We start from the raw sequence: 13,800 nt of genomic DNA, 5'->3' as shown, positions 1-13,800 counted from the left end.
GAGCAGCGGTTGCGGATCGCCATGGTCGTGCCGCCCTGGCTGTCGGTGCCGCCGCCGGGCTACGGCGGACTGGAACACGTGGTGGCGGGTCTGGTCGACGCCCTGATCGCCCGGGGGCACGCGGTGACGCTGATGGGTGCCGGCGCGGCGCACGGCACCGCCGCCGACTTCCTCGCCACCCTCGACGAGTTGCAGTTCGACCGCCTCGGTGAGGCGCTGCCCGAACTGGCCCACCTGGCCCGGGTCAACCATCTGCTCAGTCCGGCCGATTTCGACATCGTGCACGACCACAGCACGATCGGTCCGCTGGTGGCCGGGCGACGGCAGGTACCCACCGTGGCAACGGTGCACGGCAACCCGGTGGGCGAGTACGGCACGGTGCTCAGCGACACCGACCGGGGGGTTGGCCTGGTGGCGATCTCACACACCCAACGGGGGTTGAATCCGCAGCTGCCCTGGGTCGGCACCGTGCACAACGCGATGAGCCTGGACGGCTTCCCGCGCAAGGAGGCCCCCAGCCACGGGCCCGTGTTGTGGCTCGCCCGGTTCAGCCCGGACAAGGGGCCGGAACTGGCCATCCGCGCCTGCCGTGCGGCCGGTCTGCCGCTGGTGCTGGCCGGCAAGTGCAACGAGCCCGCCGAGCGGCGCTACTACGACGAGGTGATCCGGCCGATGCTCGGGCCGGACGTCACGGTGGTGCTCGACGCCGACCGGAAGGCCGTGCTGCGGCTGCTGGTCGAGGCACGCTGCCTGGTCATGCCGATCCAGTGGGAGGAGCCGTTCGGCATCGTGATGCTGGAGGCGATGGCGACCGGGACGCCGGTGGTGGCGCTGAACCGGGGAGCGGTGCCGGAACTGGTCCGCCCCGGGGTGAGCGGGCTGATCTGCCAGCGGTCGGACGAGCTGCCGGCGGCCCTGCGGCGGGCTGTGGAGCTCGACCCGGAGGACTGCGTGGCGCACGTGGCCCGGACCTTCTCCACCGAGCGGATGGCCGCCGGCTACGAGGAGGTGTACCGCCGCTTCCTCGCGGCCGCGACCCCCCGGGCCGCGGTTCGCGAGCCGGCCCGGGTCACCCCGGCCTGACCGGTCGTGCCGCTCAGACCTGCGCGGCACCGAGCGCGGTGATCGCCGCGTCCAACTGCTGCGCGTACGCCGGGCTCAGACCCTTCTCGCGCAGTCGGATGGAGACCTTCTCCCGGAGCCGGGCGACGCCGGGCCCCAGCTCACCCTCGCCCCCGGTCACTTCCCGGGTCAGGTTGCGCAGTTCGTTGCGCAGGTCGATGCCGACATCGTCACGGATGCCACCGTCGGCGAGACCGGCACCGATCACCTGGTCCAGGCGGTTCGCGGCCTCGACGAGGCTGTCGCCGCCACCCGGGGGCGGATTCGGCGCGCCGGTCGTCGCCGCTGGCGTGGCCGAGGTGCTCGACGGCGCGGGGGTCGGCGGCACGCTGGCGGTGGCATCCGGTGGGGCCGGCTCGGACGTCGCCGTCGGTCCGGTCGTGGGTAGCACGGCGGGCGGTCCGGCGTCATCGTCCGGCAGCAGTGCCGGCACCGTCAGCGCCGCGGCGACCAGCGTGACCACGGCCGCCGTGACGAGCAGCGGGCGCCACGGTCGCCGCCCCCGCTGTGGGTCGTCGCCGGTCACCGGTGCCGGGCGCGGTAACCGCCGCCCCCGCCCCGGATCGACCCGGAGACCGGGACGGACCCGCCGTCGAGCACCCCGGTAGCGGTCTGTGCGTCGCGCCCGGACGGCTGCCCGGCGGCGCCGTCGACCGTGCCACCGGGAGCGACCGAGGTGCCCGCCGGAGCGCCGGAGACGGCCCCGGCGAGGGCAGGCTGCAAAGCGGTGGGGCCGACGGTCGGTAGGACCCAGGCAGGAACCGGGGCGTCGGCCCGGCGTGTGGTGGGCAGCGTGACGGTGGGCGCGAGCATCGTGTTGGCCTGCGGATCAGCGGGCAGCATCTGGTCACGCAGCACGGTGGCCACCTGCCGCGCGGTGGGGCGGTCGGCAGGGTCCCGCGACAGGCAGCGCAGGCAGATCTCGGCCACCGTGGCCGGCAACCCCGGCACCCCGACCAGCGACGGCGGTGGGCGCTCGGCGAGCGCCACGGTGAGTTCGTCCCAGGTGTCCGCCGGGTACGGCACCCGGCCGGTCAGGGTCTCGTGCAGCAGCACCCCGAGCGAGTAGACGTCGGTCGCCGGTTGGGCCGGCGCGCCGTCGAGCCGCTCCGGCGCCACGTACGCGGGGGTGCCGAAGGTGGCACCGTCCTCGTCGTCGTCGGGGGCACCGATCCGGGTGGCGATGCCGAAGTCGAGCACCTTCGCGCCGACCTGGGTCATCATCACGTTGGCCGTGGTGATGTCCCGGTGCACGATGCCGAGCCGGTGGGCGGCGGCCAGCGCGTCGGCGACCTGGGCGCCGATCTCGACCGCCTGTGGCCACGGCAGCGGACCCTCGGTGAGCCGGAACTCCAGCTCCTCACCGGCGAGCAGTTCCATCACCACGAACGAGGTGATGGCGCCGTCCGGCGACACCGTCTCGCCGTAGTCGTGCACCGAGGTGACGTTCGGGTGGACCAGCTGCGCGGCGGCGCGGGCCTCCTCGCGGACCATGTCGCGGAACCTGGCGTCGGCGGCCAGTGACGGGGCGAGCACCTTCAGTGCGACCACCCGGTCGAGTACCTCGTCGTGGGCCCGCCAGATCACCGACATGCCGCCGGAGCCGATCTGGTCGATCAGCCGGTATCTGGTGGCCAGCAACCGGCCGGGCTGCAGCGCTGGCTTCACGGATCGCACCTGCCTCATAGGTGGGAGCGGTATCAGGTTGCGCGAATGTTGCTCACCTGTCAACGGGCCTCGATGCATATCGGTGGGTGCGACTGGCCGGTGGCGTCGCGTAACGGTGGGGGTGCCACGGGTGCGAGGGCGTACGGGAGGGGACCGTCGGTGCCCGGCCGTGCCAGGATGAACGGCATGGCGCGGGGACCGGTGGCTTTCGTGCTCGGCGGCGGGGGCGTCCTGGGCGCGGTCGAGGTGGGCATGTTGCGCGCCCTGTTCCGGGCCGGAATCCGGCCCGACCTGGTCCTCGGCACCTCCATCGGTGCGGTCAACGGCGCCCTGGTGGCGGCCGACCCGTCCGAGGCGGTGACCGACCGGTTGGTACGGCTGTGGGCCTCCCCGGAGGCCAGCGAGGTGTACGGCGACTCGGTCGCCCGGCAGCTGCGACGCTTCGCCGCCCGTACCCATCTGCACTCGCCCCGGCCGCTGCGGAAGCTGTTGGAGAACGAACTCGGCGCCCAGACCACCTTCGCCGATCTGAAGATTCCGTTCCGCTGCTGCGCGGCGAACATCGAGCGGGCCGCCGAGCACTGGTTCGTCAGCGGGCCGGTGGTGCCGGCCGTCCTCGCCTCCGCCTCGGTGCCGGGACTGCTGCCGCCGGCCCGCATCGGTGACCAGCACTACGTCGACGGCGGGATCGTCAACTCCATCCCGATCGGCGAGGCGGTCGCGGCCGGCGCCGGCCGGATCTTCGTACTCCAGGTGGGCCGGATCGAGCGGGCGCTGACACCGCCCCGGCGACCCTGGGAGATCGCCCAGGTCGCGTTCGAGATCGCCCGCCGGCACCGGTTCGCCCGCGAGATGGCCGCCCTGCCCGACGGGGTGGAGGTGCACGTGCTGCCGACCGGCGGGCTGGAGCCACGCGACGACACTCCGTGGGCGTACCGGGACATGGCGGCGGTGGGCCGACGGATCAGCCGGGCCTACTCGGCCTCCCGGCACTACCTGGCCAACCTGGACCGCTGAAATGCCGTTACCGCCGCGTTGGCTGCGCCGACTGCTGCTGGCACCGGGCGTGGTTCTGCTGGCGATCCTGCTGGTCACCACGGTGCCGCTGTGGGCCCTGCTCGCCCTCGCCGTGTCCCCGTTCGTCCCCGGGCACCTCCGTCCCCTGCGGTTGCTCTGGCTCGGCTGCTTCTACCTGGTCTGGGACGCGGCGGCGCTGCTGAGCCTCTTCGGGCTCTGGGTCGGCTCCGGATTCGGCTGGCGGGTGCGCGCGCCGGCCTTCCAGCGGGCCCACTACGTGCTGGCCGGCTGGTTCCTGCGGGTGTTCTTCTGGCAGGCCCGGTCGATGCTGCGGCTGCGCATCGATGTGGTCGGTACCGACCCGGACACCGCCCTGCCGGGCCGACCGGAACTGGTGCTGTGCCGGCACGCCGGTCCGGGTGACTCGTTCATCCTGATCCACGCGTTGGTGAACTGGTTCCGGCGGGAGCCACGGATCGTGCTCAAGGACACGCTTCAGTGGGATCCGGCGATCGACGTGCTGCTCAACCGGCTGCCGAGCCGGTTCATCGCGCCGGGGCACGACGGGCGGGGCTCGCTGACCGAGCAGGTCGGGCATCTGGCCACCGGGTTGGACGAGGACGACGCCTTCGTGATCTTTCCCGAGGGCAGCAACTTCACCCCGAAGCGCCGGTTGCGGGCCATCGCCCGACTGCGCGACCGGGGGCACGAGCGGATGGCGCTGAAGGCGGAGGCGATGCGGCACGTGCTCGCCCCACAGCCGGGTGGGCTGCTGGCGGCGTTGGACGCCGCACCCGACGCCGGGGTGATCTTCGTGGCGCACACCGGACTGGACCGGATGCTCACCGTCACCGACGTGTGGCGGGAACTGCCGATGGACAAGCGGCTGGTGATGCGGTTCTGGTCGGTGCCGCCGGAGGAGGTGCCGACCGGCCGGCAGGAGCGCATCGACTGGCTCTACGAATGGTGGAGTCGGATAGACGAGTGGATCGCGACCAACCGCGACGACGCGACGTAGGGTGCGCGGGTGGAGCAGATCAGCGTGGTGACGACGGTGGTCGACGCGCGGTCGGTCGCCGACCTGCTGGCCGCCGCCGCGGTGGCCGGGCGGTTGGCGGCCTGCGCGCAGGTGGGTGGCCAGGTGGACAGCACGTACTGGTGGCGGTCGGGCGTGGAGACCAGCACCGAATGGTCGGTGCAGTTCAAGACCGCGCCCGACCGGGTCGATGCGTTGGTCGAGCAGTTGCGGGCCAGCCATCCCTACGAGGTGCCGGAGATTCTGGTCACCCGGGTGGAGTGCGCCCATCCCGGGTACGCCGCCTGGGTCTTCGAGCACACCCGCTCCTGAGTACGCGCACTCTGGTGCCGGCGGCGTCCGGCCGTCGAGGATGACGGCGTGGACAACGCCTACCCCTGCCCGGCCTGCGGAAGCCCGGCGAATCTGACCTCCGGCTGCACCGGCTGCGGCCGACCGCCGCACCAGGCCGCCGCCGAGGTGATCCGGCTTGACCGGGAGATCGTCGCGCTGGGCGGTGAGGTGCAGCGGGCCCGTCAGGCGTACGAGGGGCTGACCGGGCGGCTGGATGCGGTGCGGCGACGGCGGGACGAACTGGCCGCCGCGGTCCGGGCCGAGTTCCCGGTGCCACCGCGCCGCCGGGCCACCGCGCCCCACCGACCGTCGGCGGGCACTCGGCGCCCGCTCCGGTGTCGACCGGCGGCCGGCCCGCTTCCGTCTCGGCGCGCCCGGGTGGCGCGGAGACGTCGACGCGGACCGTGCAGGGCCTGCTCTTCGTCCTGGGTGGACTGCTGCTCGGCACGGCGGCGACGGTCTTCACCGCGGTGGCCTGGGCCTCGGTCGGGGTGGCCGGCCGGGCGGTGATCCTGCTGGCGTTCACCGCGCTGCTGCTGGCCGTGCCGCTCGTCGCCCGCTGGCGGGGGCTGCGTGGCACCGCCGAGACGTTCGCCGCCGTCGGGCTGCTGCTGGTGCTGCTCGACGGGTACGCCGCCTGGACGGTCGACCTGTTCCGGGGTGACCGCCTGGCCGGGCAGCCGGTACGCCGCCCTGGTGGCCGCCATCGCCACGGCGGTGGCGATCAGCACGCCCGACTCAGCCGACTGGCCGTGCCGTGGTTCGCCGCGCTGCTCGTCGGCCAGCCGCTGCTGCCGTTGCTCGCCGCCGAGGCTCGCCGGGACCGGCCGGCTGGTCGGTGGTCTTCGTCGGGGTGGCACTGGTCGACCTGGCGGTGGTGGTGGCGCTGCGGCGGCGGGCCGGTGTCGGCGCGGACGAGGGGGCCGCGCCGAACCGGCGACGGCTGGCCGGCTCAGCGCTGGCCTGGGTCGGGTTCGCCGGTTGGCTGTTGCTCGCCGCGGGCGGTGCGCTGAGTGCCGCTGTTGGTCGGCCGGGCGGGTGGCGTACCGCTGCTGGCCGGTGGGCCGATGCTGCTGGTGGCGCTCACCGCGTTGGGTGCGGCGTTGCTGGCCGGCGGCGGGCCGGCGCGGGCGGTGGCAGGCGGCGCGCTGGTGCCGGTGCTGGCAGCGGCGATTCTCCGTCCGGTGGTGGAGTTACGCGCCTCGGTGTGGCTGCTGGTGGCAGCGCTGGTCGCGGCCGGACTGGCCGGCGCGGTACGCCTGCTCCGCCCAACTGGCGGCCCGGTCCACGCGTGGGGGCGTTGCTGGTGGCCGGCGGTGGCGGGCTTGCTGGCGGCACTGGCGGGACTGCTGTTGGCGGGTGCCGCCGTGGGTCGGTCGTTGCCGCCGTGGCGGGGGCCACGGCGGGGCCGGCCTTCGCGTGGGGGTGGCAACTGCCGGTGGCGGTGACGCTGACCTCGGCGGCGGTGGCGCTGCTGCTGTCCGGGCGGCGCGGCCGGCGGTGCTGGCGGCCGCTCTCGCGGCGACCGCGTTCGCCGTGCCGGTGGCCTGGGCCGCGTCGTGGCCGGCGGTGGTCGCGATCGACCTCGTGGTGGGTGCGGTGCTGCTGGTCGCGGCGCTGGTCCGCCCGGCGCTGCCCACGGCGGCGGTGCTGACCTCGGCGGCGGCCGGTGCGGTGTTGCTCGGCCACGGGCTGTTGGTGGGTCTGGCCGACCCGATCGGCGCCAGTACCGCCTGCGCGGTGATCCTGGCCGTCGGCCTCGGCGCGGCGGTCGCCGGCCGACGCGGCGATGCGGTGCGGCGGACGGTGGCCGGCTGCGGGTTGGCCGCCGCGGTGCTCGTGGTACCGGCGGGGGCGGCGATCGCGCTGATCGGCGTCGGTGCCCCGCCGTGGTGGCAGGCCCGGGGCGCGCTGGCCGCCGTCGCGCTGCCGGCCGTGGCGCTGCTCGCGCTGCGTCGGTCCTGGCCCGAACTGGCCGGGTACGCCTCGACCGGGCTCGCCGTGGTGGCCGTGCTGACCGGCCTGTCGCCCCTGACCGTGCCGGGTGCGGAGCGGGTGACGGTGTACGCGGCGGTGGCGGCGTCGCTTGTCGCTCTCGCCGCATTCCGGGCCCGCCCGGTGGGGCTGTTGCCGGTGGCCGGGCTGGTTCTGGCCACGGTGGCGACGGTGGTGGCCCTACCGGTGGTGCTGTCCGCCCTGCTGACGCCGTACGGGCCGCCACCCGCCCCATGGTCGGCGTTCCGGCGACTCGCCTGTCACCGGACGCGCTACCGGTCGGCCTGACCATGGCACTGCTGGCGTTGGCGGCGGCGCTGGCCGTCTGGCCGGCCTCGCGCACCGGCCCGAGACACGGCGAGTCGACGCCGGCCGGGCCGGAGGCTTCGGCCGCAGGCGAGTGCCGTGGCCGGCGCTGCTGCGGGTGTCGGTGCTGGTTCGGACGGCCGTGGCAGCGGCGACGACGCGCGAGCCGCTGCTGGCAGGGGCGCTGGTGGCGGTGGTTGGCGGGTGGCCGGTGCGGTGCTGCCTTCGTCGCCGCGGCCGGTCCGGTGCTGCTGGTCGCCGCCGCCACGCCGTGGCCGGTGGTGCCGGCGGTGGCGCTGCTCGGCGGGGTGGCTCTGCTGCTGACGGTCGCGCTGTCCCGCCCGGGCGGACGGTTCGGTGCCGTGGCCCTGCCGGTCGGCCTGGTGCTGGCGGTCGCCGGGCTGCTCAGCCTGCACGCCACCCGGGCGGGCACCCTGGGCGCGCTGGGACTGCTGGTGGTGGCGGCGACGGTCGTCGGCGTGGCCGCCCGTGCGGTGCCGGTACGCGTACTCGGCTGGCTGGTGGCGGTGGCGGCGGCGACCGGGTTCGCGGTCACCGCACCGCTGGCCGGCGGGCAGCCGCTGCGGGTGGCGGCGTTCGCGGTGCTCGGTGTGGCCGCGCTCACCCTGGCGCTCGCCGCGATGCTGCCGTCGAGCCGGTGGAACCCGCCGCGACCGGCAGGGCCTCCTCCGACTGTTGCGCCGGCGGCGGGGACCAGCCGAACGGCGTCCGGGACATCCGCCGCCCCCGCCGCGGGGGTGTTGCTTGGCCGGGTGCTCGACGTCGCCGCGCAGGCGGTGGCGCTGCTCGCGCTGCTGCTCACCCTTGGCGCACTCCGGCACGCCGCGACGATCTGCGTGCTGTGGGGCGTCGCGATGGGTGTCCGGGTGTTGCGTCGGGACGAGTCGTTCGAGCGGCGCTGGGGCTTCGCCGGTATCGGCGGGGGCAGTGAACTGCTGGCCGTCTGGCTGCTGTTGGCGGCCGGCGGAGTCAGCGTGCTAGAGGCGTACACGGTGCCGCTGGCCGCGGTGGCGCTGGGTGCTGGTGCGGTGGGGCTGCGTACCCGGCCGGGACTGAACAGTTGGCTTGCGCTCGGCCCGGGCCTGGCCGCCCTGCTGCTGCCCAGCCTGACCGTCGTGCTGTTCGGCACCGACCCGGACCCCTGGCGGCGACTGCTGCTCGGCGTCGTCGCGCTCGCCGCGACGCTGCTCGGTGCGGTCCGCCGCTGGCAGGCGCCGGTGCTGCTCGGCGCGGGCACGTTGGCCCTGCTGGCCCTGTACGAGTTGGTGCGCAGCTGGGATCTGCTGCCCCGGTGGGCCTTTCTGGCCGCCGCCGGGCTGGCGCTGATCGGCTTGGCGACCACCTACGAGCGCCGCCGTAGGGACCTGGTCCGGCTGCGATCCGCCGTCGGCCGGATGAGCTGAGAGTGTCCACGTCAACGGCGTGGCGATGGTTCCGGTCGGCACCGGTAGGGTCTGGCCATGGCAGAGGTGCTCACCGCCGAGGCGGTGCGAGACGAGCTGGGTGGGCTGGCGGGCTGGTCGGGGGACCCCGCCGGGATCACCCGAACCGTGGAGCTGGTCAGCTTCCTGGACGCCATCGCAGTGGTCGACCGGGTCGCCGCCACGGCAGAGGAACTGGACCACCACCCCGACATCGACATCCGGTGGCGCACGGTGACCTTCCGCTGCGTGACCCACTCGGTCGGCGGGGTCACCATGCGTGACATCCGACTGGCCCGGCGGATCGACGAGATCGTGGAGAGTGCCTGATGAGGTTCGAGATCAGCAAGGTGCTGGACGCCATCGAGGGTCGGGTCTGCACCGACCCGCAACTGGCCCGCGCGGTGCTCGACCTGGCCGAGATCATCCGCTACCAGGATCTCGACGGTGGGCGGCCGGCCAGTTCGCTGCGCCTCGGCATGGTCATCGACGCGCTGGCGCGCAGCCTGGAGGAGGACAGCGTCCCGGTCTACGCGGTCGTGCACCGGGGGATGCTCTCCGACGCCGATCTCACCTCCAACGAGCGGATGGTGGTGCGTCGGTGGGCCGACGACGGCCTGGTGGAGGTGCTCGACAACCCCGGTGACCGGATGCTGGAGGTGGCCGACCTGCTCGGCCTGCCGGTGCTCAGCCGGGTCCGCTTCGACGGCCTACGTGGGCGGTTCCCCTGGCTGGTGGAGCAGCCGGGCCGGGTCCTCGCCCCGGTGCCGGGTGCTGGCGGCCCGGTCTTCATCGCCCACGTCGGCGGCGGTCACACCCCGGTCTCCGGCCCGCCCTCACCGGCCGGCGCCAAGCTGCTCTCCCGTGAGTGGCGGTGCCCCGAGTCCGGCTGCACCCTGTTCGGCGGTGCCGGTGGCGGCGGAGCCTTCGCCGACCTGGCCGGATCGACCGCGCGCCGACCGGGCAGCCGCCGCCGTCGCTGCGCAACGGCGTGCCCACCTGCCCCCGGCACGGTTCGCGGCTGCGGGACGCCGGGCCCCGGCCACGCAGTGAGGTTCTCGCGGTACGCGTCGGTGGCCTGATCCGTCGTCGTTTCGTGCTCACCGAGGACCAGCCGGTGATGATCGGCCGGGCACCGGAGGGTTCCGGCGGCATCATGCTCGGCCAGTGGCTCAACGACGAGGCGCGACGCTGGATCAGCCGCAACCACCTGCGGCTGGAGTTGCGCGGCGCGGACGTCGTCGCCACCGACGTCAGCACCAACGGTTCGGGCGTACGGCCGGGCGGCTCCCTGGCGGAGACGGACCGGCTCGCACTGGCCCCACAGCAGTCCCGGGTGCTCGGCACCGGTGACATGGTGGAGCTGTACCCGGGGGTGCAGATCGGTCGCCCGAACGAGTTCCCGGCGGGAGCGCCGTACAACCCGGACTCGGTGATGTCCGAGGCGCCGACCATGGCGATGCGCCTGCCACGCTGACGCCGGTGGCGCCGGGACCGTCGGCCCGGCGCCACCGGCGGTACGACAGCTCAGCCGGCCAGTACGGCGGTCAGCTGCGCCACCGCGTGGTCGATCTCCTCCTCGGTGATCACCAGCGGCGGCGCGAGCCGGATGGTCGAGCCGTGCGTGTCCTTGGCCAGCACCCCACGCTCCATCAGCCGTTCGCAGGCCTCCCGGCCGCTCATCAGCGCCGGGTCGATGTCCAGGCCGGCCCACAGACCTCGGCCGCGTACCGCGACCAGACCCTTGCCGAGCAGACCACGCAGACCGGCGTGCAGCCGCTCGCCGAGTGCGGCGGAGCGGCGCTGGAACTCGCCGGTCGCCAGCAGCCGGACCACCTCGGTCGCCACGGCACAGGCGAGGGGGTTGCCGCCGAAGGTGGAACCGTGCTGGCCGGGCTTGAGTACGCCGAGCACGTCCGCGTCGGCGGCCACCGCGGAGACCGGCACGATGCCCCCGCCGAGCGCCTTGCCCAGCAGGTACATGTCCGGCACGACGCCCTCCTGCTCGCAGGCGAACGTGGCGCCGGTGCGACCCAGGCCGGACTGGATCTCGTCGGCGATAAACAGCACATCGCGTTCGGTGCACAGCCGCCGTACGCCGGGCAGGTAACCCTCGGGCGGCACCACCACGCCCTGCTCGCCCTGGATCGGCTCCAGCAGCACGGCGACGGTGTGCTCGTCGATCGCCTCGGTCAGCGCGGCCAGGTCGCCGTAGGGCACGATCCGGAAGCCCGGCGTGTACGGCCCGAAGTCGGCCCGGGCGTCGGAGTCGGTGGAGAAGCTGACGATCGTGGTCGTACGCCCGTGGAAGTTGCCCTCCGCGACCACGATGTTCGCCTGGCCGGCCGGTACCCCCTTGACCTGGTAGCCCCACTTGCGGGCCACCTTGATGCCGGTCTCCACGGCCTCGGCCCCGGTGTTCATCGGCAGCACCAGGTCCTTGCCGCACAGCGCCGCCAGTTCCCGGCAGAAGTCGGCGAACTGGTCGTGGATGAACGCCCGGCTGGTCAGCGTGAGCTTGTCGAGCTGAGCGTGCGCGGCGGCGATCAGCGTCGGGTGCCGGTGACCGAAGTTCAGCGCCGAGTAGCCGGCCAGGCAGTCCAGGTAGCGGTTGCCGTCCACGTCGGTCACCCAGGCACCCTCGGCCGAGGTGATCACCACCGGCAGCGGGTGGTAGTTGTGTGCGGTGTGCCGCTCCGAGTCCTGCACCGCGGCGGGGGTCCGCAGCATGTCCTCGATCATCGGTCTGCCTTTCCCTGACGGAGTCGCAACGTGCAGCACTTCGGGCCGCCGCCGGCCCGACGCAGCTCGGACAGGTCGACGCCGATCGTCTGGTAGCCCCGGTCGCGCAGCTTGGCGGCCAGGTCGGTGGCCTGCTCGGGCAGCACCACGTGCCGGCCGTCACTGACCGCGTTGAGGCCGAGCACCTCCGCGTCGGCCATGGTGGCGTGCACCGCGTCCGGGAAGAGCCGGCGGAGCACGGCCTGACTGCCGGGCGAGAACGCCTCGGGCAGGTACGCCACGGTGCGTTCGTCGAGCACGGTCAGTGCGGTGTCCAGGTGGTAGAAACGGGGATCGACCAGCTGCATGGTGATCACCGGGTACCCGAAGACCTCCTGGAGCTGGGCGTGCGAGGCGTGCGCGGTGCGGAAACCGGTGCCGGCGAGCAGGTGGTCGCCGGCCAGCAGGACGTCGCCCTCACCCTCGTTGACGTGCTTCGGGTCGTACATCTCGAAGCCTGCGGCCTCGAACCAGGCGCGGTACGCGGGGGCCTCGTCGGCGCGCTGCGGATCGCGGAACTGCACCGCCATCGCCTTGCCGTCGATCACGGTGCCGCCGTTGGCGGCGAAGACCATGTCGGGCAGGCCCGGTACCGGCGCGATCTCCTCGACGGTGTGGCCCAGGTCCAGGTAGACCTGCCGCAGCCGCTCCCACTGCCGTACGGCGAGGTCGGCGTCGACCGGGGCGGTCGGATCCATCCACGGGTTGATCGCGTAGTCGACGGCGAAGTACGTCGGCCGGCACATCAGAAACCGTTGGCGGGTGGCGTCCATCGTCATGTGTCCTGCTCCAAGCCTCGGGCGCGCCCGGCCACCGTCGGCCCACGGGCTGGCGCCGTGGCTCAACGGTATGCGGGCAAGACCGGCAGGATCCACCGCGAACCCTTGCATTCAGCGGCAGATCGTTGCGTTTGGCACCCGACTGGTGCAGATTCATTGCGTATGGCTCGTGAACAGCGGCGGATCGACCCCGGGCATACGTCAGGGGCGGCGAATCGCCGCCCCTGACGAGCGTGTGCGCCCGGCTGGTGAACCACCAGATCTGATCGGGCTACGGTCGGTTCCGCACCGACCGGCACCGGTGAACCACCGGCGGGGCGAAAAGTGCCCGCTACAGGCGATCCACAAACTGTGAATCAAGCCACTCACGGAAGCGGACCACGGTGTCCCCATCGGTGGTCGGCCAGTCGTACTGGCCGGTCATCGCGAGCACGCCCAGGACCACCGCCCCGAGTCCGAACGCGATGCCCAGCAGCGCGTCGGACTTGCCGGCGACGTGCCGCCGGCGGGTGGCCATCAGACCGAGCACGGCGAGCACCGCCCCGATCGCGCCCAGCGCGATGCCGTACCCGGCGAGGGCGCCGGTGAGCACGAACAGGACGCTGCCGACGCCGACGATCAGGCCGAGCGTGGCCAGCATGCTGGCCCGGGGTCGCGGGCCGACGGGTGCCGGCGGTACGTCTCGATCGGCCTCGCCGTCGGGCGTCCGGTCATCCACGGTGCCGTCCCGCTCGACGGTGTCGGCGATCCGGTCACGGTCGGCGCGCCGGTTCTCGTCGACGATCCGGTCGCCCTCGGCGGTGCGGTGGCCGTCGAGAGTGCGGTCGAGGCCCGTGGTGCGGTGGCCGTCCACGGTCGCGTCGCGGTCGGTGGTCTCGGTGGCGGCGCGGCCGCTCCGCCACCGTGCACGGTGGAGCGGGCGGTGGCGGCCCGGGCCTCGGCGGCCCGCTCCGCGTCGGGCTGGGGAGTCACCCGGTCGGCGTCCGGGCCGGCGCTCCGGTCGGCGGAAGCCCGCCCGGTGACGACGGTGTTGCCGGTCGGCGTTCGGCGCTGCTCGGTGCTGCCGTCGGTGCCGCCCGTGACGTCGGGTCGCGCGTCGGTGCGGGTGTCGGTGGCGACCGTCCCGCTCCGGCCCCGGTCGTCGTCCGTCGGTGCCGCCGATTCGTCCCGGCGCAACAGCGAAGGAAACTTCATGATCTTCACCTCCTGATCGATGCGTGGACGGCGGCATCAGCCCCGTATTCGCCAGCCACGCCACAACATCTCGGAGTTACCCACCCCTCGCCCCACCGACACCCCCTGCCCCACCCCCCACCCCGCC

15 protein-coding genes and 1 pseudogene are annotated in these 13,800 nt (G+C 73.8%); 11 read left to right on the top strand and 5 right to left on the bottom strand.

Going from position 1 to position 13,800, the window contains the following annotated elements:
- The first annotated feature begins 21 nt into the window (after positions 1–21).
- Positions 22–1,083: a glycosyltransferase gene (locus tag ENC19_RS14405; protein ID WP_164447921.1), complete on the top strand. Its 1,062-nt coding sequence runs from the start codon at positions 22–24 to the stop codon at positions 1,081–1,083.
- 13 nt (positions 1,084–1,096) lie between these two features.
- Here the strand turns inward: ENC19_RS14405 and ENC19_RS14400 are convergent, their stop codons facing one another.
- Positions 1,097–1,648 carry a hypothetical protein gene (locus ENC19_RS14400; RefSeq protein WP_164447696.1) on the bottom strand — a complete coding sequence of 184 codons (552 nt, stop codon included), beginning with the start codon at positions 1,646–1,648 and terminating at the stop codon, positions 1,097–1,099.
- Positions 1,645–2,790 (bottom strand): serine/threonine-protein kinase, encoded by a 1,146-nt coding sequence (locus ENC19_RS14395; RefSeq protein ID WP_328824245.1) that lies wholly within the window; start codon positions 2,788–2,790, stop codon positions 1,645–1,647. The genes ENC19_RS14400 and ENC19_RS14395 overlap by 4 nt, the downstream gene beginning before the upstream one ends.
- A 186-nt stretch (positions 2,791–2,976) precedes the next feature.
- Between ENC19_RS14395 and ENC19_RS14390 the strand changes: the two genes are divergently transcribed.
- The 9 genes and pseudogenes from ENC19_RS14390 to ENC19_RS14350 all read left to right on the top strand — a co-directional run bounded on the left by ENC19_RS14390 (position 2,977) and on the right by ENC19_RS14350 (position 10,396).
- Positions 2,977–3,807: a patatin-like phospholipase family protein gene (locus ENC19_RS14390; RefSeq protein ID WP_164447695.1), complete on the top strand. Its 831-nt coding sequence runs from the start codon at positions 2,977–2,979 to the stop codon at positions 3,805–3,807.
- Position 3,808: 1 nt separating this feature from the next.
- Positions 3,809–4,825, top strand: coding sequence for a 1-acyl-sn-glycerol-3-phosphate acyltransferase (locus ENC19_RS14385; protein ID WP_164447694.1), 1,017 nt, complete (start codon positions 3,809–3,811; stop codon positions 4,823–4,825).
- Between the two features lie 9 nt (positions 4,826–4,834).
- Positions 4,835–5,155 carry a divalent-cation tolerance protein CutA gene (cutA, locus tag ENC19_RS14380; protein WP_164447693.1) on the top strand — a complete coding sequence of 107 codons (321 nt, stop codon included), beginning with the start codon at positions 4,835–4,837 and terminating at the stop codon, positions 5,153–5,155.
- 425 nt (positions 5,156–5,580) lie between these two features.
- On the top strand, positions 5,581–6,189 hold the full coding sequence (locus ENC19_RS14375; RefSeq protein WP_164447692.1) for a hypothetical protein: 609 nt from the start codon (positions 5,581–5,583) through the stop codon (positions 6,187–6,189).
- On the top strand, positions 6,190–6,624 hold the full coding sequence (locus ENC19_RS14370) for a hypothetical protein (RefSeq protein ID WP_164447691.1): 435 nt from the start codon (positions 6,190–6,192) through the stop codon (positions 6,622–6,624). It begins immediately after the preceding gene.
- Positions 6,602–7,459, top strand: a complete 858-nt coding sequence (locus ENC19_RS14365; RefSeq protein ID WP_164447690.1) for a hypothetical protein — start codon at positions 6,602–6,604, stop codon at positions 7,457–7,459. The genes ENC19_RS14370 and ENC19_RS14365 overlap by 23 nt, the downstream gene beginning before the upstream one ends.
- Positions 7,405–8,901 (top strand): SCO7613 C-terminal domain-containing membrane protein, encoded by a 1,497-nt coding sequence (locus ENC19_RS14360; RefSeq protein ID WP_164447689.1) that lies wholly within the window; start codon positions 7,405–7,407, stop codon positions 8,899–8,901. Before ENC19_RS14365 ends, ENC19_RS14360 begins: the two co-directional genes overlap by 55 nt.
- 57 nt (positions 8,902–8,958) lie before the next feature.
- Positions 8,959–9,249 (top strand): 4a-hydroxytetrahydrobiopterin dehydratase, encoded by a 291-nt coding sequence (locus ENC19_RS14355; protein WP_164447688.1) that lies wholly within the window; start codon positions 8,959–8,961, stop codon positions 9,247–9,249.
- Positions 9,249–10,396 (top strand): annotated as a pseudogene (locus ENC19_RS14350) (FHA domain-containing protein). The gene ENC19_RS14355 and the pseudogene ENC19_RS14350 overlap by 1 nt, the downstream one beginning before the upstream one ends.
- 50 nt (positions 10,397–10,446) lie before the next feature.
- Here ENC19_RS14350 and rocD read toward each other — a convergent pair.
- From rocD to ENC19_RS14335, 3 genes are all read right to left on the bottom strand, one after another.
- Positions 10,447–11,661, bottom strand: a complete 1,215-nt coding sequence (rocD, locus tag ENC19_RS14345; protein ID WP_164447687.1) for an ornithine--oxo-acid transaminase — start codon at positions 11,659–11,661, stop codon at positions 10,447–10,449.
- Positions 11,658–12,473, bottom strand: coding sequence for a dimethylargininase (gene ddaH, locus ENC19_RS14340; RefSeq protein WP_208020905.1), 816 nt, complete (start codon positions 12,471–12,473; stop codon positions 11,658–11,660). Before ddaH ends, rocD begins: the two co-directional genes overlap by 4 nt.
- 337 nt (positions 12,474–12,810) lie before the next feature.
- Positions 12,811–13,332 carry a UbiA prenyltransferase family protein gene (locus ENC19_RS14335; RefSeq protein ID WP_164447685.1) on the bottom strand — a complete coding sequence of 174 codons (522 nt, stop codon included), beginning with the start codon at positions 13,330–13,332 and terminating at the stop codon, positions 12,811–12,813.
- On the opposite strand from ENC19_RS14335, the gene ENC19_RS14330 reads away from it, so the two are divergent.
- Positions 13,321–13,689, top strand: a complete 369-nt coding sequence (locus ENC19_RS14330) for a hypothetical protein (protein WP_164447684.1) — start codon at positions 13,321–13,323, stop codon at positions 13,687–13,689. The two genes, ENC19_RS14335 and ENC19_RS14330, sit on opposite strands and share 12 nt — an antisense overlap.
- Positions 13,690–13,800: the final 111 nt, after the last annotated feature.

The organism is Verrucosispora sioxanthis (assembly GCF_010560025.1).
GTDB lineage: Bacteria > Actinomycetota > Actinomycetes > Mycobacteriales > Micromonosporaceae > Micromonospora > Micromonospora palythoicola.
This window is presented reverse-complemented; position numbering and strand designations above follow the sequence as displayed.